General features: G+C 41.5%; 20 protein-coding genes, 1 tRNA gene and 1 rRNA gene. 9 read left to right on the forward strand and 13 right to left on the reverse strand.

The features are described 5' to 3' along the window. The 7 genes from MsAm2_RS07890 to MsAm2_RS07920 all read right to left on the reverse strand — a co-directional run bounded on the left by MsAm2_RS07890 (position 1) and on the right by MsAm2_RS07920 (position 6,495). Positions 1–285: a monovalent cation/H+ antiporter complex subunit F gene (locus MsAm2_RS07890; RefSeq protein WP_338097704.1), complete on the reverse strand. Its 285-nt coding sequence runs from the start codon at positions 283–285 to the stop codon at positions 1–3. Beyond that, a complete protein-coding gene (locus MsAm2_RS07895; RefSeq protein WP_338097705.1) occupies positions 282–809 on the reverse strand; it encodes a Na+/H+ antiporter subunit E in 528 nt (175 codons plus the stop codon). Before MsAm2_RS07895 ends, MsAm2_RS07890 begins: the two co-directional genes overlap by 4 nt. Further along, positions 806–2,584 carry a proton-conducting transporter transmembrane domain-containing protein gene (locus MsAm2_RS07900; protein ID WP_338097706.1) on the reverse strand — a complete coding sequence of 593 codons (1,779 nt, stop codon included), beginning with the start codon at positions 2,582–2,584 and terminating at the stop codon, positions 806–808. The genes MsAm2_RS07895 and MsAm2_RS07900 overlap by 4 nt, the downstream gene beginning before the upstream one ends. After that, positions 2,581–3,000 carry an NADH-quinone oxidoreductase subunit K gene (locus tag MsAm2_RS07905; RefSeq protein WP_338097707.1) on the reverse strand — a complete coding sequence of 140 codons (420 nt, stop codon included), beginning with the start codon at positions 2,998–3,000 and terminating at the stop codon, positions 2,581–2,583. The genes MsAm2_RS07900 and MsAm2_RS07905 overlap by 4 nt, the downstream gene beginning before the upstream one ends. After that, positions 2,997–3,668 (reverse strand): MnhB domain-containing protein, encoded by a 672-nt coding sequence (locus MsAm2_RS07910; protein ID WP_338097708.1) that lies wholly within the window; start codon positions 3,666–3,668, stop codon positions 2,997–2,999. Before MsAm2_RS07910 ends, MsAm2_RS07905 begins: the two co-directional genes overlap by 4 nt. Beyond that, positions 3,665–6,121 carry a hydrogen gas-evolving membrane-bound hydrogenase subunit E gene (gene mbhE / locus MsAm2_RS07915; RefSeq protein WP_338097709.1) on the reverse strand — a complete coding sequence of 819 codons (2,457 nt, stop codon included), beginning with the start codon at positions 6,119–6,121 and terminating at the stop codon, positions 3,665–3,667. Before mbhE ends, MsAm2_RS07910 begins: the two co-directional genes overlap by 4 nt. A 299-nt stretch (positions 6,122–6,420) precedes the next feature. Next, positions 6,421–6,495: transfer RNA gene (locus MsAm2_RS07920), tRNA-Pro, on the reverse strand. A gap of 226 nt (positions 6,496–6,721) precedes the next feature. Here MsAm2_RS07920 and guaA point away from each other — a divergent pair. Next, positions 6,722–7,636: a glutamine-hydrolyzing GMP synthase gene (gene guaA / locus MsAm2_RS07925; RefSeq protein WP_338097710.1), complete on the forward strand. Its 915-nt coding sequence runs from the start codon at positions 6,722–6,724 to the stop codon at positions 7,634–7,636. Between the two features lie 327 nt (positions 7,637–7,963). Here the strand turns inward: guaA and MsAm2_RS07930 are convergent, their stop codons facing one another. Further along, positions 7,964–8,737, reverse strand: a complete 774-nt coding sequence (locus MsAm2_RS07930) for a YkgJ family cysteine cluster protein (protein WP_338097711.1) — start codon at positions 8,735–8,737, stop codon at positions 7,964–7,966. A 296-nt stretch (positions 8,738–9,033) separates the two neighbouring features. Here MsAm2_RS07930 and MsAm2_RS07935 point away from each other — a divergent pair, with 296 nt between their 5' ends. Further along, positions 9,034–9,207 carry a DUF5350 domain-containing protein gene (locus MsAm2_RS07935; protein ID WP_338098528.1) on the forward strand — a complete coding sequence of 58 codons (174 nt, stop codon included), beginning with the start codon at positions 9,034–9,036 and terminating at the stop codon, positions 9,205–9,207. A 179-nt stretch (positions 9,208–9,386) separates the two neighbouring features. Here MsAm2_RS07935 and MsAm2_RS07940 read toward each other — a convergent pair whose 3' ends face one another. From MsAm2_RS07940 to MsAm2_RS07950, 3 genes are all read right to left on the reverse strand, one after another. Beyond that, positions 9,387–10,430 carry a methionine synthase gene (locus MsAm2_RS07940; protein ID WP_338097712.1) on the reverse strand — a complete coding sequence of 348 codons (1,044 nt, stop codon included), beginning with the start codon at positions 10,428–10,430 and terminating at the stop codon, positions 9,387–9,389. A 245-nt stretch (positions 10,431–10,675) separates the two neighbouring features. Further along, positions 10,676–11,023, reverse strand: coding sequence for a ribonuclease P protein component 4 (locus MsAm2_RS07945; RefSeq protein ID WP_338097713.1), 348 nt, complete (start codon positions 11,021–11,023; stop codon positions 10,676–10,678). 178 nt (positions 11,024–11,201) lie between these two features. Continuing rightward, a complete protein-coding gene (locus MsAm2_RS07950) occupies positions 11,202–12,209 on the reverse strand; it encodes a TrmB family transcriptional regulator (protein WP_338097714.1) in 1,008 nt (335 codons plus the stop codon). A gap of 350 nt (positions 12,210–12,559) precedes the next feature. On the opposite strand from MsAm2_RS07950, the gene MsAm2_RS07955 reads away from it, so the two are divergent. The 7 genes from MsAm2_RS07955 to MsAm2_RS07985 all read left to right on the forward strand — a co-directional run bounded on the left by MsAm2_RS07955 (position 12,560) and on the right by MsAm2_RS07985 (position 22,742). After that, positions 12,560–15,040, forward strand: a complete 2,481-nt coding sequence (locus MsAm2_RS07955; protein WP_338097715.1) for a hydrophobe/amphiphile efflux-3 (HAE3) family transporter — start codon at positions 12,560–12,562, stop codon at positions 15,038–15,040. Beyond that, complete coding sequence (locus tag MsAm2_RS07960; protein WP_338097716.1) at positions 15,037–16,398, forward strand: COG1361 S-layer family protein; 1,362 nt, start codon at positions 15,037–15,039, stop codon at positions 16,396–16,398. The genes MsAm2_RS07955 and MsAm2_RS07960 overlap by 4 nt, the downstream gene beginning before the upstream one ends. 196 nt (positions 16,399–16,594) lie before the next feature. Further along, on the forward strand, positions 16,595–17,725 hold the full coding sequence (locus MsAm2_RS07965; protein ID WP_338097717.1) for a COG1361 S-layer family protein: 1,131 nt from the start codon (positions 16,595–16,597) through the stop codon (positions 17,723–17,725). 400 nt (positions 17,726–18,125) lie between these two features. Beyond that, a complete protein-coding gene (locus MsAm2_RS07970; RefSeq protein WP_338097718.1) occupies positions 18,126–19,106 on the forward strand; it encodes an archaeosine biosynthesis radical SAM protein RaSEA in 981 nt (326 codons plus the stop codon). A 63-nt stretch (positions 19,107–19,169) separates the two neighbouring features. Further along, the gene (locus MsAm2_RS07975) at positions 19,170–20,189 is read left to right on the forward strand and encodes a methyltransferase domain-containing protein (RefSeq protein ID WP_338097719.1); all 1,020 of its coding nucleotides are present in this window, start codon (positions 19,170–19,172) and stop codon (positions 20,187–20,189) included. A 607-nt stretch (positions 20,190–20,796) separates the two neighbouring features. Beyond that, positions 20,797–21,597, forward strand: a complete 801-nt coding sequence (locus tag MsAm2_RS07980; RefSeq protein ID WP_338097720.1) for a matrixin family metalloprotease — start codon at positions 20,797–20,799, stop codon at positions 21,595–21,597. Positions 21,598–21,965: 368 nt separating this feature from the next. Next, positions 21,966–22,742, forward strand: a complete 777-nt coding sequence (locus tag MsAm2_RS07985; RefSeq protein ID WP_338097721.1) for a hypothetical protein — start codon at positions 21,966–21,968, stop codon at positions 22,740–22,742. A 294-nt stretch (positions 22,743–23,036) separates the two neighbouring features. Here MsAm2_RS07985 and mtaA read toward each other — a convergent pair whose 3' ends face one another. Both mtaA and rrf read right to left on the reverse strand, forming a co-directional pair. Beyond that, positions 23,037–24,071 (reverse strand): methylcobamide:CoM methyltransferase MtaA, encoded by a 1,035-nt coding sequence (mtaA, locus tag MsAm2_RS07990; RefSeq protein ID WP_338097722.1) that lies wholly within the window; start codon positions 24,069–24,071, stop codon positions 23,037–23,039. Positions 24,072–24,617: 546 nt separating this feature from the next. Then, positions 24,618–24,739 (reverse strand): 5S ribosomal RNA (rrf, locus tag MsAm2_RS07995). Between the last annotated feature and the right edge of the window lie 26 nt (positions 24,740–24,765).

Raw genomic sequence — 24,765 nt, forward strand, 5'->3', positions numbered from 1 at the left:
TTAAATCACATCTCCCCGGTCAATGTATTTGGCAACCGCCAGCGTTCCGATAAAAGAAATTAATGCGAGCAGCAAGGAAATGTCAATCAAGAATTGAGAATCTTGCGCAAACGCATAAATCGCCAAAATAATCACAATCGTATTTCCAATTGCGTCCGCCGCCGCCACTCGATCCACAATGGTCGGACCGACAAAAACCCGGTAGACGGCCATGAAAAGTGCGGCCGTCGCGACGAAAAGCGCAATAGATACGGGCCAGCCGAATGTTGCCACCGGGTCAATCATTCAAAAGCCTCCAAAACCGGTTTTTCCAAGTCTTCCCGAATCGTGTCACGCACATCTTTAGGGCGGTCAATGTAAATGGAGTGAACATAATAGATTCCCGGACCTTTCAGCGTCGGATTTTTGATGTGAACGTCAATAATCAACGTTCCCGGCGTCAATGAAATCGTGTTGGCAAGCATTGTTGTGGAAATATTTTTTTGGGTCGCGAACGGATACGCGATAATTCCCGGCCGAATATCCAATTTCGGTTGAAGGATTTTGTAGGCCATAAAGAAATTGGCCTTGATAATTTCCCGAAACAATATATAGATGTAGCGGAGCTTTTTGGGAAGCTGGCGCAAGAAATGCCCAAAGGAATCCGTAAACGTAAACATGTCCCGAAACGGATACAAAATGAGATACGAGAAAAAGATGCCCAGCAGGAAGTTGCCGATGGAAAAGCTGCCGCTGATGAATACCCAAAGAAGGCCGAGCATCGCATAAACCAACAATCGCATGAAATTCATTTTAATTTTTTTCTTCATCTCGGACCCCTCTCAAGAACGGTGGAAATATACGCGCTCGGGTCAAGTATTTGTCCCGCGATTAAATTGGAAACCATATAAAGCGGCTCCGGATAAATGCCCAGCAAAAAAACAACGGCACACAAAACAACAATCGGAATAGCAATTTCAAAGGAAATTTTGTGCTTCTTGTGTTCCGGCTCCGGCAAAGCAGGCGCTGAATGAACATTATGCAAATCAACATGCGGACCGGCGGGCGAATCCGTGTGTGAATCAGTGTGCGGACCGGCAGACGAATCAGTGTGTGAATCAGTGTGCGGACCGGCAGGCGAATCGGAATGCGATTCTGTCAGATGTTCGTTCGAACTCACATCGGCCTCTGTTTTTAAGAAAGAATCGTTCCCCCGGTTTTCTCCCCAAAAGATGGAAATCCAAGTGCGGAACATGTAAAAAATGGTCGCGATCGCGCAGACCAATGCAATTAAAAACGGCAAATAGAATTGCCCCAAAACCGCCGACTGGAAAAGCGCAAATTTCGCGATAAATCCGCCGGTCGGCGGAATTCCCGCAATCGACATGGCACCGATCAAAAACGCCATGGAAAATAGCGGCAAAATCGTAATGAGACCCCCCATTTTTCGAAGGTCGCGGGTTTCCGTTTCATGAATAATACCGCCCGCCGTCAAAAACAAGAGAGACTTCGCCACCGCATGGTTTACCAAATACATGAGGGCTGCCGCAATCGCTCCAACCGTCCCAAAAGAAAGGCCCAAAAGAATGTAGCCGATTTGAGAAACGCTGGAATACGCAAGCACCCGTTTTAAATCCGATTGGCCGATTGCGGAAAACGCGCCAACGGCAATCGTGATCAACGCAAAAAACATGACAATCGGCAAAACAAAAGACAAAGCCGGCGCCAAAACGACAAACAAAATCCGAAGGATTCCGTAAATACCAACTTTAATTAAAACCCCACTGAGCATGGCACTAATCGGCGTCGGTGCCGTTGGATGCACATCGGGAAGCCAGAAATGAAGCGGAACCAAAGCCGCCTTGTTTCCAAAAACCACCACGAAGAGAAGAGCGGCGGCAATCACGACCCAAGGAACAGTTCCGGCATCCGTTAAAATTTGAATTTTCGCGGCCAAATCCGCAATGTTGAGAGAGCCGATGGACGCATAAATTGTCGTAATCGCAATCAACATGAGGAAAGAGCCCAGCATTCCAAGAACCAAATATTTGTACGTCGCTTCCAATTTGTGAGATGAATCCGTCACGCCCAGCGACTCGTTTGCCATAATGAGACCGGTTGACGACAAAAACATAATTTCAAAGAAAACGAACATGTTAAACAAGTCACCGGTCAGGAAAATACCGTTGATTCCGCCCAGCATCAAGAAAAATAAAACGAAATAGCTGTCGCTTAAAGACTTTCTCTCAATATAGTCCAGCGAATAAATCAACACCAAAAATCCGAGAAACGTATTCAAAAGAACCAAAAGCGCCGACAGCAAATCGCCAACAAGGACGATGCCGTACTTGCCGAATTCTCCGATATCATACACCAAGATTCCGTTTTTGTAAACGTTCAAAAACAAAACGATTCCGGTCAACAAAAGAAATGCGGAAACTCCAATCGCGATATATTTTTGCGCTTTGGCGGTGTTTCGAAGAAGAATCATCACCGGCGCCATCAGTAAACAGATCGCGATCGGAAGGACGACGATATTGGACAAAAATAAGGACATCACATAGTCGAGCGGTGATGAAAAAATAAGACTTGGGTCAAAGTTCATCCGCGCAGCCTCCTGAGCTCATCCACGTCGGTCGTCCCGTATTCTTCACTAATCCGGTATGCAAGCGTCAGAAAAATGGCGGTGGTCGCAAAACTGATGACGATGGCCGTCAATACCAGTGCCTGCGTCAGCGGGTCGGTAAACAAATAGTCTTCCGAATATCCCAGAACAATCGGCGCGAGGATGCCGTTTTCATAATCATCGCTGAAAACAAAATACGCGTATTTGTTAATCGTGCTCATCAAAATCGGAACGAGTGTGCCGTTTAAAATGCCGGATGTAACGATCGTTAAATTGATGGAATGGCTGATTAAACCAAACCCGATTGCGATTTTTATAATGTCGCGGCGCAAAATCAAATAAATTCCGATACCAAAGAGGAGCGAAATTGTCAATGCCATCCAAACGTTTGTCATTTTTGTTCCTCCAAAATAATTTTACCGGTATCATTTTTCGCATTGACCGCCTTAAAATCCGGATTTTTAAAATCCGACGCGCGGTTGACATCATCAATATTTGAATCCACATAAAGGTGGTGGCGGGTTGGAATTAAAGAATCCGACGGCAAGTTTAAAACGATTTTGGGAGGATTTTCCCGAACCGGCCCGTCCGCCGAGCCTGTGTATTTGAATGGAATTTCAGGGTCCGATTCCCGGATTTTGTCCGACGCGATGGACGAAACAATAAATAGAAGACCGCCGACAACGGTAAAGTAAACGCCGACATCAAAATACATCGACGAAATCAATTCGATATGCCCGAGATGAATTCCTAAAAATTCCACCGGAAAATCATCAAACACGCTTCGGAAGTAGTTATGCCCGACAAAAAGCGGCGCAATCGCCGTCAGCGACGCAAACAAAAGACCATAGCCGACCCATCCGAGCCAGTCCGGACGAATGCGGTTGTTAATGTATTTCATGCCGTACGTTACGTAAACCAGCGCAATTCCACAAACGAACAACACCCCGCCGACGAATCCGCCGCCCGGATAATTGCCGCCGTTGAGCAGCAAATAAATCGAGAAGAGAAGGCAGATCACCAAACAGGCTTTGGAGATGGTTTTGGCGATAATGGTGGTCATTTCTTCTCCTCCGGTTTGCTTTCTTGCTTTGCGGTACGGCTTTTGATAATATTATAAACGGCAAGCGCCGCGATACAAATGACGGATATTTCTCCGATTGTATCATAACCACGAAAATCCACAACGATTACGTTGACAATATTGCGACCGGCGGTCATTTCAATGCCGTTTTCAATGAAGTAATGAGAAAAGGTTTCAAACGGCGCCATTAAATCGGCTCCGGCCAGCATCATAAATAAAACAAACGCGCATGCTCCGGCAATAATGGCATTTTTTAATTTAAATCTTGTTTTTTCCGGACGGATCGCTTCTTTGTTTTTGAGTTTCATGATGACGACCAAAAACATGATCGTAGAGAGCGTTTCAACGCAAAGCTGCGTCATGGCCAAGTCCGGCGCTTTTAAATACGCGTAAAGAAGCGAGACAAAAAATCCGCAAGCGGACAGGGAAATAATCGCGGACAAATATTTCGGGAGCGAGGCGGCACCCCATGCTGCCAAAAGAATCAAAATAAAGACCAAAACTTCGGACGCAATGGCGGAAAAATCCAGCGTTTCCGGAAAAATCGGCTTGCCCAAGAGAAGGAAATACAAAACCGGAATCAATGCCAATGTTATCGAAAAAATCAGCAGCGATTTGACATATCCGATCGGTGGTCCTTTTTGAAGCATCCCCCCAAGTTCCGCACCAAAGTCAAAAGCGTTGTTCACCAAGACATTATAAACCCGATTGATGCTGATTTTGGGATGCTTTTCCCGAATTTGTGTTTGCCATGCCGCAATGGCATCATATTTCCAATAAACCAAAATCCCCAGCGCAAATGTCACCAGAGTCATGATAAACGGCCAAGTTATGCCGTGCCAAAGTGCGGCGTGCAGATGCGGCGCGTCTTGTAAAATGGCGTTAATGGCGGGTTGAACCAAATAATCAATAAATGGCGTCGGGAAAAGTCCGATGAGAATAATCAGCGCCGCTAGCAACACGGCAGGTCCTAAAAGAATCCAGGACGGGTCATGAACATGTTGGGGAACGTCGGGATCTGTGGTCCGTTTTCCGCAAAACACTTTTAAGATCAGGCGGAAGGAGTAGGCAAATGTAAAAACACCGCCGACAACGGCCAGAGCCGGGATGATGTAGGCCAACCCGCCGCCGAGCGCCTCTGCCATGTGAAGAGAGGATTCATAAAACAATTCTTTGCTCAAAAAACCATTGAGCGGCGGAATTCCGGCCATCGCGGCCGCGGCGATAATGGTCAAAATGAAGGTGATCGGCATTTCTTTTCGAAGGCCGCCCATTTTTCGGATGTCGCGGGTATGTAGTTCGTGTGCGATAATGCCAACTAAAAGAAAGAGGCAGGCTTTAAATGTCGCGTGGTTGAGCAAATGAAAAGTCGCTGCCGAGACACCGATTCCGGGTTCTGCCGCGGTTGTAAATCCGTACATCGTCATGAGATAGGCAAGCTGGCTGATGGTGGAATACGCTAAAATTCCTTTCAAATCATTTTGCCGGAGCGCTAAAAATCCGGCTCCGACCATGGTTACCAATCCCAGGCCGCAAACGAGAACAAACCAGTCGGTTGTTCCGGAAAACATGGGATGCATCCGGGCGACCAGAAACACGCCGGCTTTGACCATGGTGGCCGAGTGCAAAAAGGCACTGACGGGTGTCGGGGCTTCCATGGCGTTGGGAAGCCAAATGTAAAACGGTCCTTGGGCAGATTTGGCAAACGCGCCGATGAGAATGAAAATAAGAATAACGGTAAAGAGCGGGCTGTTTTTGACAGTATCAATTACGGCAGGATTGGTCAGCATATCGGAAATGCCGTAGGTACCGGTCACGGAAAAAAGAATCATGAAGCCGGCAAACATAAAGAGTCCGCCGCCACCGGTAATCAACAAAGCTTTTGTGGCGCCGTAGATGGATTCCGGTGTTTTTCGATAGTATCCGATCAGCATAAAGGAGCTGATGCTGGTGAGTTCCCAAAAAATAAACAATTGGATGAGATTATCGGAAAACGCAACTCCAAGCATGGACCCCATAAATACGAGCAAATATTCGTAATAGCGGACCAGATCTTCGTCTTTGGAGAGGTATTTGTTGGAATAGGTAAAAATCAGAATTCCGATAAAGGAGACGATGACTCCAAGCAAAACGGAAAGACCGTCGGCGTAAAATGCCAAATTTACGGAAAGTCCGGGAATCCAAGAAAAGTTTCCGGATAAAACCTCGCCGGCATATGTTTTAGGGATAATGGTTGCGATCAAAACAAAACAAAAAAATGCAACTGCTGCCGCAAACCATCCGACTTTGTCTTTTAACAGTTTATAGACAAGCGGTACGAACAGTGCCATGATAAACGGCAAAAAAACAATCCCCGCTAAAAAATAAAACGCATTCAAGAGAAATCCCAACTTTAACCGTGTTCTAAAAAGATATTGTATGTTATGATTCACCGTATATAAATTATTTGTAAAATTAAAATGATAAAAGAGAGAGCGATAAAAGATAATATTATAGAATAAAGCAAAAAAAGATGATTGAGAAAAAAGATGATTAAAAAATGGATGCCGAATTTTATTGGTTTTTTAAAAATCTGTTGCCATAACGTGCGCGGTGGCGGTGAACCAAAAAAAAGACAAGACACGAGATGAAAACAAAAACACGAAAGAGATGAAAAATAGGAAAGCAAGGAAGAGATGAAAAATAAGAAAGCCGGAAAATAAGATTCAAAAACAAGAAAAATAAAAGAAAATGGGGCTGCTGAGATTCGAACTCAGGTCGCAAGACCCCCAGCCTTGCAGGATGGACCAAGCTACCCTACAGCCCCGGATTGAAAAAGCAAGTCTTAAACCCTTTTTTATTATATAAACTTTTCATTTTGCCGCTTCTGCCAAAAAACAATTACGGAGAGGATTATTCATAATAATACATTTACAAAAACGTTCAAATAATATCATTTGTATCCGAATAATTATCATAAAAAATCAAAGAAATCAGAAAAAATATAATCATGAATCTAAATCATGAACTAAAAATCGGGAGCGGAGATTAAAATGGAAAACGTGAAAGAATTTATTGCGGCAGAAATTGAAAAAATGAAAAAACAAATTGATGGAAAAGCAATTATTGCGCTTTCCGGCGGTGTGGACAGCTCGGTTTGTGCGGAGCTGGCGTTTCGAGCAATTGGAGACCGCCTGTATCCGATTTTTATTGACACCGGTTTTATGAGAAAAAATGAGCCGGATCAAGTTCGTGCGGCATTTTCTCACATGAATTTGCAAGTGATTGACGCAAGCGACCGTTTCTTTGGCGCCGTTGCCGGAATGGACGACCCCGAACTGAAAAGAAAGGCAATCGGAGAAATGTTCATAAAGGTTTTTGAAGAAGAAGCCAAAAAAATCAATGCCGATTATTTGATTCAGGGAACGATTTATCCGGATGTTTTAGAATCGGAAAAAGGAATCAAAGCCCACCACAATGTCGGCGGAATGCCGGAAAAAATGGAATTTAAAGGAGTTGTTGAGCCGCTTTATTATCTTTACAAGGATGATGTCCGGCAAGTCGGCCGCGAACTCGGGCTTCAAGCGGTTTTGTCAGAGAGAATGCCGTTTCCGGGTCCTGGTCTTTCCGTTCGCGCGATTGGGGAAGCCACCCGTGAAAAAGTGGCAGCCGTTCGGGAAGCCAATGCGATTGTCGAAGAAGAATTAATGGAAAAATTCAAGCCTTGGCAGGCTTTTGCCGCCGTCATCGGCAAAGGAACCGGCATCAAAAATGGAGAACGCATCCACGGATGGATTGTTGCCGTTCGGGCCGTGGATTCCGACAACGCGATGACGGCTGAGCCTCTCAACCTGCCGTTTGAAACGCTGATTAAAATTCAGGAACGAATTACATCGGAAATTCCGGATGTGTGCCGTGTGGTGTACGACATAACATCAAAACCGCCGGGAACGATTGAATTCGAGTAAAAAAAATTCCTCGCTGCGCTCGGAATTTTTCATGGGCGGAGCGGGAGGGAAAAGTAAAGTCGCTGCGCGAAGGATTCCTACGCTACGCTTCGGAATATCTCAGGAGCGAGGGCGGGAAGTAAAGTCGCTGCGCGAAGGATTCCTACGCTGCGCTTCGGAATATTTCAGGAGCGAGGGCGGGAAGTAAAGTCGCTGCGCGAAGAATTCCTGCGCTGCGCTTCAGAATTACTTTTCTGTCTTTTCTTTTTTTTGCTTTTTGTGCCGCCGCGCGCGTTATGGCACCATATTTATATTTTCATCGGCAAAAAGCACAAGGTCGGGTTGTTTTTATTTTTGAGCTTTTCTTTCGACAAAGCCGCCGTCAAAATAAACAAAAACGGTGACTTCTTTTCCTTTTTCGTATTCCCGGATTTGCGTGTCGTAAACGCGGGGAACGAACCGGAGATTGTTTTTTTCAAAATGGGTGGCAAGCGCTTTTAAAAAATGCTGCTCTTGTTCGATGTATTTTTTTTCGTATTGAAAAGTCAGGCCGAAAATGTAATTTAGATCCGACTCTTTGATTTCCGTTTCATAAAATCCGTGTTCATTCAGACCGCTGATTTGCCGCCAATCATAATTCCCGGATTCGTCGGCTTCCCGATGAATCATGTACGGATAGACTTGACAAATGAGGGGACGGTTTTCATAGATTTGACAGCGGTTGTTTTCTAAAAAATGACAGCTTCCGACGTCATCATTTTTGGTTTTCAAACAAAAGCCGGAAACATAAAAATTTCCGTGCTGGTCACAATAATCAAAATAAGGAGACGGAATCAGAATCGAATCATCCGTTTCAAATTGAAGGTTGAATTGAGGATTGGATTGAGGATTGGATTGAGGATTGGATTGAGGATTGGATTGAGGAGTGAGTGAGCGGAGGTGCTTGACATCATCGTCTAACAAAAAAACGTGGTCATTGAATTCTTGGGTGCAGCATTTCCCGCACAAATCACACTCAAAGCCGACTTCCCGAATAACAGATATAAAATCCTCTTTCGGATAACTCAAAAGCGCTTTTTCCTCATCGCGGAAATAATCCAAATCCGACTTTATATTTTTCACAAAACCCGTTAAGTCTTTTTATGTTTTAAAATTTGTTGCAAAAAATCCGGTTTTAAACCATAAAGACGTAAGATTTATATCATTAAAATGGCGTTATAGTCAAACCTTAAAGGTTTTAACGAACACCGTATCAATTAAAATCAGTCGGCGGGATTGATATTATTACGTGTTTTGTCAATTTTATTGACGCAATCTTTATTCAAATCACAAATTTAAAATTTCAAAATCATTTGATTTTTCAATTTTATCACAAATTACAGGAAAAATAAATTATAAATTCATTAGGAGGCATGATTATGGGCAAAACCGGCAGCATTATCTGGGTTAAAGTGAAAGGAAGAAAAGGAAACGCAAAAAGAGTGGAAAACGGGTTAAGCACAAAAGCACACCCGGGTCCGGCGCAAAGATTCACTTCTTCCGGCCACAAAAGAAGATACATGAAGAGATCCCCCAAAGCTCTCTCCAAATAATTTCTTCTTTTTTTACTTTTTTATTTTTCTCTTTTATTTTTCTCTTTTATTTTACTTTTTTATTTTTAATTTTTTATTTTTGTCTTGTTTTTATTGTATTTCTTTTTTGGATACGGCCGCCCTTCGCACGTTGTCGTACCAAAATTTGAATTTATTCAACAAAGTCTGTAGACCGACATTTATTTTTTATTTTTTGAAAAGCTTTCCATCGCTTTTCCCGTGTTTTTCAAAAGTGCCGCCGCCAATTCCTGCGTCGGCCAAGACCCAAGACCGCAGTCGGGTCCTGCGTATTTAACCAAATCACCGAACGCTTTTGAAATATCGCTCAGACGTTTTTCAATCACTTGCGGAGTTTCCATTTCCGTCACGATTTTTTGAAGAATTTCAGGCTTATTCCAAGCGTTTCCGCCGTATTTTTCATTGAGAACGCCCGCCATGTTAAAAATATCCGTTCGGGAAATTCCGGCACGAATAAAAGTGTCCGTGTCGCTGAGCACTTTTTTATCCATCATATCCATGTAAGATGGCGTTGCGGCCGACTCCATGCCAATGACATTGATGGTGGGCGTCGCACATGCCAAATCGTAATAAAGCGGGGAATGAATGTGAATTTGAACATCGGCGCCATATTTGCCGGCAGCGCGGGTGGCGTTGGTTAGCGCGCGGATCATTTCGTCGGCCGGAAGGGACAATTCCGGATTAATGCCGATGCTGGGTTCGTCCAAAGAAACGGTTTGGATTTTGAAATGTTTCGCTTTTTTCATCGCGTTTCGGACAAAAAGGTTGACGTCTTTGGCAAATAATTGATAGATATCGACATAGTCCGCACTTCCAAATTCCTTGAGATAGAGTTCGGTCGGACCGGTGACACACATGCGGACAAGCGGTTTTTCAAATGAGTCTGTGTTTTTCTTTTGAGCTTTAAAATAAGCCTCCATCGCTTCGATTTCAACGGTGGACGCAAACTCTTCCTTTAAGGAAAAAGGCCCATCGCAACAGTTTTCATCCCGGATCGGATGCAAAAATTGTTCGGTCATGTCCCGAAATTGGGAATAATTGGGAATATGAACACCGGCATTGATTTTTTGCTCAAAAACCTGATTCAAAAGCGGAAATAATTTTTCATCGCAATCCCGGTCAAAAGCCGCACGGCTGACAAAATCTTTGGAAATACCGGCCGGAAGCGGAAAACTTCCGATATCATCAAATAAAATTTCAGACATGAAATTCTAATCGCCGTCTATGAATATAGATTTTATCATAAAAAATGAAAAATAAACAAAAAAAGAAAAACAGAAAAAATGAAAAATAAACAGAAAAGAAAAACAGAAAAAAATGAAAAGAAAATGAAAAATAACAAAAAAGAAAATGAAAAAAAGAGAAAAAAGAAAATGAAAAAAAGAGAAAAAAGAAAATGAAAAAAAGAGAAAAAATTAAACATGAAATCCGGTAAACGGCTTTTTTTTGTTTAATTTTTTTCAAATTTTGCCAGGCTTTTGCGAGAATGATACGGAATCCGGCTCATTTTGCCGCATTCAAAACACGTGGTGAGAATCATTCCGTTTTTCAGCCGGACCCGGCAATTTTCCCCGACCACCAGATGACTGTAACAATGTTTACAAACCTTACGTTTCTGTTCCCGCAAAAAACGAACGTTATAGCGCATGGAAATCAGGCGCGCTAACGCAATATATCTTTGGGAATGTGTCGGGCGTGTTTTTTGATAAAAATCCGCCAAACAAAAAAGGCGGAGAATTCTTTCTTCAGCGATTCTTTTGGTAAGATCTTTATTTTTTTTACGATTGTGCTTTGACATTTTTACTTCCGGAATGGATTGAATTGGATAATAGTTAACGGGTTGTAGAATAATTATAATGTGTAAGAATGTGATTGAGAATTTGAAAGAAAATTTGAAAGAGAATACGAAAAAGAATATTGGAAGAATGTTTAGAGGAACGTTATGAATAATGTTATTGAAGAATATTATTAGAATATTACCGTTGATATTTATTTGTTTTTTTGCCCGGTCCGGTCTCATTCGCCGGGTTTGCCTTTTTTTTGCTCTTGAGAGAGAGGGTCTCCTTGCAAAAGTGTGAGATTTCGATGGAGACAGCATCCTTTTCTTTGCTCTCGAGAGAGGAGGTTTCGTAACGACTGACCGATTCCGGAATCGATTTGACTTTGCCTTCCCCGATAAGCAGCTTGTTTGTTCCCGATTTTAAATTCGGGACATAGTTGTCGGAAATCTGAATTGAATCTAAATTGGACAGCATAAACCCAATTGTTTTATAAATAAAACCGATTGCCGGTTTTGCCATGTAAAATCCTTCCAGCTTGTTCTCGTTGTTTTGGAGAAAAATGCCGGCTTTCGTATTGGAAATGATGAAACATCCATCTTCTGCCTTCGTGTTTCCCATCAAATCATCGAATAGGGAAACGATATTAGGCGGATATAAATTGACCGAAAATGAAAAGTGATCATACTTCGATGTGTCGTTGACCAAAATCAAAACCCGAAGAGTCTCTTGGGCGGCATTGAGCAAATCCTCGATTTTAAACAAAACCTCCGGTGTATTACAAATAATGATGACACAATCCGTTTTTTCAAAAAGTTCCCGGATTTTATTTCGGACCGTCCAATCACTTCGGAGATACCAAACAGAAGACAAATCCCCATCATTGTCCGGCGGCTCAATCTCCATCTGGTCAAAAGCGTCCAGCAAAAAATCGGTTGTTTTTTCAAAATCCTCCCGAATCATTAAAATCAATTCGTCCGGATCGGTCGGCTTGTAATGAATCGGCGTTCCGTAAAGAATTTCCGCATATTTTTTTTCGACCAAACGGTCTAAAACCTCATAAATTTTGGCACGCGGAATATTGGTAAAGCCATGAAGCTCACGCGCACCGGCTTCTTGAAGCATGACAAGCCCGACATAAGCTTTCGCTTCGTTTTCAGCAAACCCGATTTTCTTCAAATTTGAAATCAATTCATTATCAATCATAAATTAACCTGAAAAACAGAAACGAAATCATTCATTAAAAATGTTACCCATAAAGTAACAACACTATTATATACCTCTCATTCAATTGAGAGTACGTTTTTCCAATAAATATTTTTCAAAATATTGAAAAATCAAACTTTAAAGGATTTTAAACATTTTTCAAAGAAATATTTCAAACAAAATATTTCAAACAAAATATTTCAAACAAAATAATGTTCAAACAAAATAATGTTCAAACAAAATAGATTTTTCGAATTTAACCGGCTTTAAAATATAATTAAAGAACTCAAATAAGATTTTTATACCCGTCTTTGCTTTTCTTCTCATTTAAAAACAACATGAGGTTATTTATGTCACTATCGTTGCCAACTCTTTTTGAAAAATTGGGAAAAATCACGTTCTCAAAAAGATGGTTGGTCTTTTTCGCCTTTCTCATCCTGATTCTTGTCAGTATGTACGGCGCCACCATGATTACGATGTATTCCGGTATGGATACATATATTTCAAAAGATTCCAAAATGTACCAAGACTTGGACCTTTACACCCGGTCATTCAGCAGCGAATCCGTTGTCATTATGATTGAAGGCGCCGACGCCACGGACCCGGCCTTGCTTAATGCATCTTTGCGACTGACGCGGATGATGATAAACGTTACCGGTGTCGAAGCCGTCACGAGTCCCGCCGGAATTGTCGCGCAAATCAATGGTCAGACAACCGGACGTTATGAAATTCCGGCAACGCAAGAAGAAGTCGATTCTCTTTTAGAAATGGCGCCCGACATCTACGGCACTTTGATTTACGATGACACCCACTCCCTTATTTTGGTGACATACGGAAATTTAACAGATTCCCAAAAATCGGAAATTCTTGCCGCCGCCAAAGATGCCGTTAATTTTGCCGGATTCCCGCCCGGATATAATTTAATTGTAACCGGATCGGCCGCACTTACGGAAGATATGAATATTGAAATGTCGGCCAGCATGGGAATTCTGCTCCTTTTGGCTATCATTTTGATGCTGGTTGCTTTATTGTTTGTTTTTAAAGGTGTCCGGTGGAGATTGTATCCGCTCGCAATTGTCGTTATCGGAATTATTTACACCTTCGGATTCATGGGTTTTGCCGGCATTAACATGACCATGGTGACGATTTCCGCCTTCCCAATTTTAATCGGTCTTGGAATCGACTACGCCATTCAATTCCACAACCGTATTGAGGAAGAGCTTCGAGAATGTGCGACCCGCCGAGAAGCTGTGGTTTCCACTTTTAAAAATATGGGCTTGGCCGTTATGACGGCGCTTGCGGTGACTTGTGTCAGTTTTATTTCTCTTTTAACCTCCTCCATCCCGATGATTCAGGATTTTGGAAAACTGTTGATTATCGGCTGTCTTTGTTGTTACATGGCGGCTTTGTTCTTTGGTGTGACATCGATTTATTTCCTGGATAAATTGTCTGAAAAGTTGGACCAAAAGAAGCAAAAAACCGGAAAAACGTACAAAATCGCGTCTTTTTTGGTTCCCAAAGGCTACAAAAGCAAAAGATTCACAGAAAACGAAAACTGGAAAAACGGAAATGAGAGACGCGAAAACGGAAAAACAAAAGCCGGCAGCGAAAAAACAGAACATCAAGAAATGCCGGACAACTTTATCACAACGGCTTTGAAAAAGACCGTTGATTTTACGCTCCGGTACAAAAATCTCATATTCATCATTGCGATTATCACCGGAATTTTAGGCGTTTACGCCGATTCAACCATTCCGGCGGAAACCGATTTTAAAAAATACATTCCTCAAGACATGCCGGCACTGGTGGATTTCACCCATATGAACACCGTCATGGGTGGATCTGACGCCATCAATATTATGATTGTCACTGAAGATATCGCGTCACCTTATGTTCTTAAATGGGTGGATGAATTCGGAACGTATGAACTGGAAAATCAAATTTATGTTCTTGGTGTCGACAGTTTGGCAAATGTTGTCAAACAACACAACGGTGGCGTAATTCCGGATACGGAAGAAGAAATCCGCGCCATTTACGACCAATTACCACCGGAAACCCTGGAAAGATATACACGCGGTAATTCGATGATGCTTCTGAATTTAAACATGGGCAACGCGTTCACCGCGCTTCCGATGGAAAGTGTCAAATCGTTCGTCGAATTGATCGAAGAGGATATTATTTGGCATCAGCCGCCACCGGGAACATCGGCGACGATCACCGGACAAAGCGTTCCATTCACGGAATTGTTGACATCCCTTTTATCTGGACGGGTAGAGCAAACTGTTCTTGGTCTCATATTGGTGTTTTTGGCGCTTTTGATCATTTACCGTGATTTTATCAAAGCAGTTGCGCCACTCATCACCATTGCGCTTGTAATTGGTTGGTCCGGACTCATCATGTATGCCTTTGACATTGTCTACACCCCGATGACCGCGGTGATGGGATGCATGATATTAGGCGCCGGATCGGAATATTCCATTTTGCTGATGGAGCGGTTCTACGAGGAAAGAGGAAAAGGACACAAAGCCGTAGAAGCGATGGAAAAAACCGTGAAAAACACAGGAATCGCATTGGTTGTATCCGGTGTGACAACGACTTTCGGATTTTTAGCACTGACCGCATCCGCTTTTGGAATTGTGTCCAGTTTTGGGATTGTGACGGTGATTAATATGCTGATGACGCTTTTGGCATCCTTCGTAATATTCCCGCCGCTGATGATTACTTTCGATGAAATGAAAGAGAAAGGATTCCGTGCGACCATTGTCGGTTTTAAGAATAAAATTACCCAACGAATATCACACAACAAAAAACAATCGGGGGCATCCCAATGATTAAGAAAATGATGACTATGAGGACATCTCCATCCGTTTTACCGACCCACTCAAATTTAAAACAAAATTCAAGAAGGAGATCCCTGATACGTTGGCTTGTACCGGCCATTCTTCTCTTGGTTTTGGTCAGCCCGGCTTTGGCCGCATCTTCAACATACAGTTTCCTCCCGGTCATGAAAACGGACACCATTGACTTTTATCAAGGCTACGGCGACCCGGTTTTGTCGGCCTCTTTGGTTGGCAATCAAGAGTTGAGCAAAGGAGAATCCGCAACGCTTCAATTCTCCATTGCAAACAAAGGATCCGTTTCCCGTATGAAAAGCATTGAATACATCAGCGACGCAAAACTGAATACAACAACGGTTCAAAATCTCATCGATGACGGATATATTAGTATTGATGATCCAACCATGGACTCTTCGCTGGTAAATGGCAGTTTTGCCGTCATTCTTCCATCGGATTTGTTGAAATATATGGCCGATTCCGCCGGATTTTCAGCATTCAATCAACTAGCGACTACGGAAATGCAATTGGAAGCCAATCGGATCAATGCGCAATCACTCAATATTCAAATGAGCTGCGACAGTCCGTACATTGAAGTTTTGACCGGTTCGGATTATGTATATTTGTCATCCTTATCCAGCGGCTCTTACAGTACGATTTCCGCACCGATTCGAATCAATCCGAATACGCCTGCCGGAACGTATTATATAAATATGACGATTAATTACGAATTTCCGGACAATGCCCGAATGATGGATTTCAGTTCAATGCCGCTTTCGACATCGTTTATCTATTCCGACACTTACATTCAGGAATACAAGAGGGAAAACGTCAATTTCCAAATTCCGTTTGTCATCCAACAATCTCCGGTTTTTGAAATTACAAACATTAACGGGACGCTTCAAAATGGCTCCAAAAAGATATTGGCTGTGACTTACACGAACACAGGAGACAAAACCGCCTACGACGCGGAATGTAAAATCGATATGATGTACCCGCTCAGCTCGACGCAAAACAAAGGATTGTTAGGCGATGTGAAACCGGGCGAGTCGATCGTGATTGAATATCCGATTCAGTCTCACGCCAAAGCTACGCCGAAAATTTACGGAATCAACTCCGATGTCCGTTACTACGATGAAAATGGAGATTTACATGTTTCCCCAAGCATCAAACTAAACGTTGAAATGACACAAAGACATACGATTTTGACGTTTGAAAACGTCATTATCGGCGTTGTCATTTTGTTCTTCGGGGCAATCGGTTATGATTATTATAAGAAAAGAAAAAACGGGAACGGTAAAAACGGAAATGATAAAAATGAAAATCTAATTTCGGATGAAAAATCCAATAAATAAGAACAAATCAAATTTCAAAATTCAATTCATTAACACCATACACAATAATTTAAACCAAATTCCATTCAATAATTTAAACCAAATTCCATTCAATAATTTAAACCAAATTTAATTCATAAATGATTAAAAAATTCAATTCATAATAATTTAAACCAAATTCAATTCATAATGATTTAAAAATTAAATTGTGATTCTCATGTTCAACAAAGCTCAAACAATTTCAAAAGGCTTGACTCTTTCCTTGTTGTTGGTCTTGCTCCTTTCGGCAACGGTTTCCGTTGCAATCTGTGCGCCGGCCAATCAAACCTATTACGGCGACTTAGACAAAAACTATTATTCATTCTATGGCGCACCTGACATTCATGCCAATGTCCAAGGAAACGGAGAACTCAATCGTGGACAAACATCTACAGTCTCGATTATTCTGTCCAATCAAGGTGTTTTGGAAGGATTTAAAACGGAAGTCGAAGTGAAAAGTGCCGACACTCCCGAAAATAAATTGAATGCCACCCTTCAACAAATGGAAGTTCAAAACGTCGCCGGAGTCTTAACCGCCGTCGGAGTTGTGGCAACCCTTGAATCTTCGAATCCGGATATTTTAATTAAAACCGGCCCGCAGGAAGCCGGAAGTTTGCCAACCGGACAAACCACCTCCAGCCCGCTCCGGTACACGATTGATGTCGGAAAAGACGTTCCGGCAGGCGAATATAACATGACTTTAAATGTCACCTACAAACATCTTCGGAATGTGATTTACAGCGCCGACTCCGCAACATACGGAAACGGTGTCCGGAATTTAAACGCTTCTTACTGGTACAACGAAAATGTGACACAATTGGTCCCGGTGAAAATCATCGTAAAAGCTGCGACCAACTTTGAAATTACAGAAGTTGACAGTGGACTTGGAACAAACGGAACTTTAAAAATCACCTACAAAAACGCCGGCGAAGAGCCTGCCAAAGATGCGTTTGTCCGCCTCAGCACCACAACTCCGTTTAGTACAACCGACGACCAATCCTATTTGGGAACCGTCAACCCGGGAGAGTCTGCCGTCGCGACATTTAAAATCAGCGTGGATGACGACACCGTCATCTATGACAAACTGTACGCAATCAATAGCGAAATTTTGTACAACGACAACTATGGCCATCAACAAATCACTGATTCTTTGAAAATTGAAGTGCAAGTGCCTCAAAAAGAAGGATTGTCAACGACCATGATTATCGTCATTGCCGCAATCGCCATTTTAATCATTGCCGGCGCCGCATTCTATTACTTTAACTACTACAAAAAAGGTAAAAAACTGAGCCTGAAAAAAGCGAACTAACCTCGCTTTTTTCTTCTTTATTTTTTATTTCTTATTCTTATTTTCATTTTTTTCTCTTCGTTTGATTGTTTTGGCACGGCCACCGCGCATTATAGCAACACATTTTTGAAAATTTTTACAAAAACAGCGATTCATTTTCTATTTGATTTTTGTTTGATTTTGCCTGATTTTTGTTTTTGGGTTTGATTTTTGAGTTTGGTTTTTGGGTTTGGTTTTTGGGTTTGGTTTTTGGGTTTGGTTTTGGGGTTTGGTTTTTGTTTGATTTCTGATTTTTAAGAGGTTTTATATCTTTGTTTTATCTTTTGGTTCTATAATTATTCATTTCATTTTGTGATAATTTATGACGCTCAATCAGGAAGTATTAGAAATTCGCAACCGTCAGCGAATTAAATTCAAACCGATGGATGAACCGGCTGCCTGCTGGCTTGGAACCGATAACATCCGCGGTGAAATATTAGATGTTTTGACGGTGATTTTTCAAACATCCGGCTGCTATTGGGGAAAAAACGGCGGCTGTACCATGTGCGGATATGTCTATGACAGCGCTGCAAAACCGCCATCGGAAGACGAAATCTCGGCCCAGCTGGAAACGGCGCTTTTGCGGGCATCCGACAAAGACAAGTTTATGGTTAAAATTTTCACATCGGGCAGCTTCTTAGATGTCCGAGAAATCAGTCGCGAACTTCGGAGTAAAATTCTGTCCCGGCTTTCCCAAGACGACCGAATTGTTGCGGTTTTGGCGGAAACCCGACCCGAATTTGTCAACCAAACCGCAATTGATGACTGTTTGGACGCGATGAACAATAAGCCGCTGGAATTTGCGTACGGGCTTGAAACGTCTTCCGACAAAATCCGAAAAGAGTCGATTAATAAAGGTTTTTCGTTCAATGATTTTAAAAAGGCCTGTGTTTTGTCCAAAGAAAACGGAATTTATTCCAAAGCCTATCTCATGCTCAAACCCCCGTTTTTATCGGAAAAAGAAGCGATGGAAGACATTCAAAAAAGCATCGACGATGCGGCACCCTATGTGGAAACAATTTCCATCAACCTGTGCAACGTCCAAAACGGAACGTTTGTTGAAAAAATGTGGGAAAATAAAGAATTTCGGCCGCCGTGGCTTTGGAGCATGGTGGAGATTTTAAAAACCGCAAAGGAAAAGCATCCTAAAACATATTTGATGTCCGACCCGGTCGGCGCCGGCTCAAAAAGAGGCCCACGGAATTGTAAAAATTGCAGTTATGATGTTGCTGACCGGATTCGTGAATTTTCAAAAACCCAAGATGTCCGTATTTTGGAAAAATGCGATTGTGACTGCCGTCTTTTATGGGAAAAGGAATTGCTTTTGGATGGCTTGACATTCGGATCACCGATCCGGGATTGAAATGAAATTGAAAAAAAATCTTTGGTAAAAATTATGTCTCAAAAAAAAATATTTGAAAAAAAAATGTCTTCCGATAACGATGGTATTCGGTTCGCGACGCCCGAGCCGGTGGCCCGGTATCGCGCCGCGCGCTTAAAATGCGGAAATATTGCCGACATCAGCTGCGGAATCGGCGGACAAACCATCTATTTTGCGATGCAGTGCCGGCATGTGTATGCGGTAGAAATTGATCCGGTCAAATTAGAATATGCCCGCGAAAACTGCAAAAAGCACAACTTGACCAACGTTACATTCATTTGCGGAGATGCTCTGGATCCGGAAGTTATCCGCCAGATTCCGCCGGTAGATATTGTATTTTCCGACCCGGCCCGGCCGCCGGAAGAAGAAACCCGAAAAATGACAGGCCTTTGTCCGCAGATTCCGGATGTTATGACGGCCTATGCGCAAAAATGTCAAAATTTTGCATTTGAAGCGCCGCCGCAAATGCCACCCGAGCGGATTTTGGCAGACGGCTTGGACTGTGAAATGGAATATCTGTCTTTAAACGGCCAACTCAACCGGCTGACACTCTATTTTGGAAATATTAAAAGACATAAGCGTGTTGCGGTTTCTTTGCCGTCGGGAAATGCCATGGTTGACGCGCCGGTGGATTTGCCGCCGATTGTGGAAACAAACAAGTTGATGCTTTTTGCGTATGAGCCGGATCCGTCAATTGTTGCCGCCGGTCTCTTAAATGAATTGACGGACGATTTAATTAAAATTACAGGTCCGGTTCGCTTAATTCATGTGGACAAAAAAAGAATATTGTTGACATCGGATTTGTTGACAATTCACCCCATGGTGAAAAACAATTACATCGCCCTTCGAACCATGCCGGCCAAAACCAATGAAGATTTGGAAAAAATCCGGGAATTCTTAGAAAAAAGCAATGTCGGAAAAGTGGTCATTCGGGGAAATGTCGACCCAAAAGAGTACTGGAATTTTAGAAATTCGCTGGAAAGCGGGCTTTTCGGAACCAAAAAAGTGCATTTGTATTTGAACGGTGAAAACGCCATGATTTGCGAACTTATCTACGACGAATAAAAGCGAAAGAAAAAGAGAATTGGAAAAAGCCGGAACGGATAAAAAATACGGAGATTATTCGTCGAGCCGGTTCTTATTTTTATTCGTTCCGGCTTTTTTCTTTTTTTACTTTATTTTTTCTTATTTGTTGATTTTTTATTGTTTATTTTTTGTATGTTTCTTAATTGTTTTTTTTGTTGATATTTCTATTGTTGATTTTTTTGTATGTTTCTTAATTGTTTTTTTTGTTGATTTTTCTATTGTTGATTTTTTTGTATGTTTCTTAATTGTTTTTTTTTGTTGATATTTCTTTGTTGGTTTTCTTGTTTTTATTTTTCTTAATTGTTTTCGGGGCCGCACATGCCAGAATTATCATACACGTTTTTTAAAAATAACATGATCCGATACCGAATTTTAATATTTTTGAATTAACCATTTTCATTGTTTTTATTTTTATCAAATTAATTTTTATTGATTTTTGTTGAATTCTTTTTTTCAACATATTTTTAAACTTATTTTTGATACAAATATATAAATAGTTTTGAAAATATATAAATAGGTGAATGTTATTAAAAGTAATAACTTCACCATAACATAATTCGGATAAAAACGGATCAGAAGGCGAAAAATGATGATGAAACCGATCTTTATGTGTTTTGCTGTTCTTTTGACAATAACGACAATTTCTCAAGCCGCTGCATATCAAGCCATGGACTGGAAGTGGGAAGATCCAAATGTGACGCTCACCTATGTTACCGAGGGAGAAGGTGCGCTTCCGACCAACTGGGTCGACGCACTTGATGCCGCCCAAAAAACATGGAATAATGCGGATTCGAGTCTTCAATTTTCAAGCGGCTCGAATGGAAACAATGTTTATTATACGCAAATGCCGGCCGGTTATGCCGGAAAAATCGGACTTGTTTGGATTTCCATGCCCCCCAATCCTTCCAATTCAAATATTACGTCTCCGGAATATAATTCATCGGATGTTCCGCTTCGTTTTAAGTATGTTGAGATTATTTTTAACAGCAACATTACTAATTGGACAACAAACGGAAGCCGGAGAGGGCCGGATGTTCAGGGTGTTGCGACTCATGAGTTGGGTCATGTTTTGGGTCTTGATCACAACATTCAGGTTGATGCATCCAAAACCATCATGATTCCCAGCGGCTCAAATACCACCGCCCTTCGGGCGTTAAAAGAAGATGATTTGATCGGACTTCACGCACTTTATCCCAACTTGAATCGGTCGGCTGGCATGACAACTATTGCTGGGACATACTCGGAAGACATAACCAAAAACATAACGGAGAGTCCCCACCCCGATGTGAAAAATAATACAAACCAAACGGACCCGCTCAATGAAAATCACTCCATAATAGATCACGTGATTTTGTACATAAAAACCATAATTGAGGGTTTTCTTTAATTATTTTTGCCGATTTTTTAAAAATATAATTTTTTAAAAATAATAATTATTTGTAATTAATAGAAGATATTAAATAAGATAAATATTTTAAAGAATATATGCCGGAAGAATCTAGATTAAATAAATCCAGATAAATCTGCATCGGATAATTCTGCATAAATTTATTCATAAATGTATTCATAGATTTATTCACAGATTTATTCAATAGATTTATTCACAGATTTATCAATAGATTTATTCAATAGATTTATTCACAGATTTATCAATAGATTTATTCAATAGATTTATTCATAGATTTATTCAATAGATTTATTCATAGATTTATTTTTTAGTTCATTATCAATAAATCAATCATTTTAGGCGATGGGATGAAGAAAAAAAGTATTGTCAAACTGGGAATTATTGCCGCCTTGTTTGTTTTATTTATGTTTTTAGCGGCAGGATCCGTTGCTGTCAAAACTTTTGACAAGGCCTGTGCCCCTCATGAAATTATATTTGAACCGACTCAAAGACGTTCTTTAACGGACGCGGAAATAAATCAATATAAGGAAAGCTGGAACCATTTGAGTTCCAAGGATTCATTTTGGACTTTCACCGAGCCGGATATTCATGGAATGGACGCCAATATGTCAATTTCCGAATGCAAAGACATCGCCGATATTGTGATTGTTGGAACGGTAAAAGAAGTATATCCGAGCCGATGGAATACCGCCGACGGAAAACCGCCAAACAGAACGTCGATTGTGGATGGATATATTGTGACAGAGGCAACCGTCACCGTAGATTATTATCTCAAAGATAGTCCAGACCTTTTTGAGAAATATAACATGAGTTATGACGAAATTTTGATTGATTATTATGGCGGAACTGTCGGAGACCGATACATGGCCGGAGACAGTAGTTACAATTTCGTAGAGGGAGAAAAGGTTCTTTTGTTTTTACAATTGAATGAAACGGAAGAAATGACGCCAAAAGATGTGGCTTCTCACTTTGAACCGTTTGGTCCGGCGTTGACTTACCGGGTAATTGGCGATGAACTTGTCCGGGGACCCCCCTACAACACCACCGAAAACTTCGGTTTGTTTGTTGCGGAAATGCAAAATGAACATGTTTCCGTCTGGAGCCGGATTATTAACGGGTTTTAAAACAGCCGATTGACTTTTATTTTTTATTTATTTCAATTATTATTCTCGTCTTCTATTTATTTTCTAGTATTAATGCTGCCACCGTGCACGTATTAATTCGACAATTTTTTAGAAGATTTCAAAAAATGGTGGATTGATTTTTAATAAAAAATTTACCCGGCATGTTTTATTTTTCAGGTTTTGATTTTTAATCAAATACGAAACGCATCTGATTAAAAATCAAGAGGTTGCCTGAATAAAAATTAAAAAAAAGAGTTGAATCAACTGCAAAAAATTTATTTTTTAAAAGCCGGGTTAAAGCCCGGAATAATATTCATCCCGCGCCGAAACAAATGCTTTTAAATTTCCAAGAGGCGTCCTGGGTGCGATTCCGCATCCCGGAGATAAAATCCGGGCGCCATCTTTGAGGCATTGTTTTGTTTCTTTTCGGATGACATCGGGCGTTTCTAAAAGTAAAGTTCGCGCGGGAGAGACATTTCCGATGAGGCAAATTTTTTCGCCAATTATTCGAGAGGCTTCTGCCATATTTGTTTTTTCTTCAATGCTGACGGCCATAAAACCGGAATTCCCCAACGGCTCTAAAATGGATGTTGCATTGCCGCACATATGCAAGAGAGAGGGACCGTTCATTTGAGAGGTCATTTTTTTGTAAATCGGGACGACCACAGATTCGAATAGCGGAGGTGGGAATAAATCCGGACCCGCTTCCGAGTCGACCACCAATACGGCATCTACGCCGGCATCATAAAGAAGGTTAATGTAATCCAAGCTTGCTTTTGTGCAAAAGTTCATGAGTTCTAAAAACAAATCCGGCTCCAAGAGACTCCACATCAAATAATTATTCACGCCGCAAAGACAAGATGAAAGAGCGGCCGGGCCAAGAACGCCGGCAATAATTGGAACATTTTCCGCCGAGTCGCCGAGTTGTTTTTGAATGGCGGTGGTTGCGTCCATAATCACGGAGATTCCTTGGTTTTTAGATAAATCCTCTAAAAGACTCAATTGTGAAATATCTTGGATGTCTTTGACCGGAAAATCCAATTGATGCGGCTGAGAATCCAGGGTTCCGGTTGAAATTTCACATCCGTAAGCTTCGGGAAGTTCAAACATGCTGAATGGGTAGCGGACGGCTTCAAGTCCGGCAAATTTATGTGCCGCAATTGCCAATGTGGCCATCTTTTCCGAGTCGTAATGTGCATCCGGCCAAAATGCCCCGGAAAGATGCATTAAATCGACTGTTCCGGTTTGTGTAACAGAACAGACGGGAACTTTGTCGACTTTTTCTCTCTTTAGGGAACGAATAAAGCGCTCTTTCATGGTTAAATCCAAACTATCACCTTGAAAAATTAAAAATATTATTGTAAATCTTAATTCAAATGCATATACTGCTTTTCCTTTACAAATCTTTCTCTGACTTTTTACAAACAGTTCCACACTTTTTAAATATTCACACTTTTAATTTTCTGTGGCCCTCAATTCATAATGAATCTCCACCATTTCAGACGCCATGCGTCTGAAATGGCGTTATGCTTTGTGTAAAAATAAGATTGATAGAAAGAGTTCATCCCAAACACTTGCACATAGCCTAAGAATTAAAAAATGCCCCCGTTTTCGCATATGAATCAAAAAATTAAAAAATGAATCCATGTGAACTGGAAAAATGCCCAAGAATTTCTTCCTGAAAAAGTCCTTTCAAAAACGGACCGATCCCCTTCCCGGCGCCGCCCGTCCGGACGAATAAGCACAAAAAAAGAGAAACGGAAAAATCTCAGAAATCAGAGAAAAATAGAGAGAGGAAATTTATTGATAAAAAATAGAAGAGAAAGCATTCATTGATAAAAAAATGAAAAAGTTGAATTAAAGATAAAGAAAGGCCTTTGGCAGCGATCAGTATTTCCCGAAGGCTCGCACACTTCAGTACAGTAAAGAACGCCGGCGGGCTTATCTTCTGTGTTCGGTATGGGTACAGGAGTTTCCCCGCCGCTATGGCCGCCAAAGACCTCGCTTTAAGTGGAATGGATTA

Source organism: Methanolapillus ohkumae (assembly GCF_032594355.1).
GTDB classification, from domain to species: domain Archaea; phylum Halobacteriota; class Methanosarcinia; order Methanosarcinales; family Methanosarcinaceae; genus Methanolapillus; species Methanolapillus ohkumae.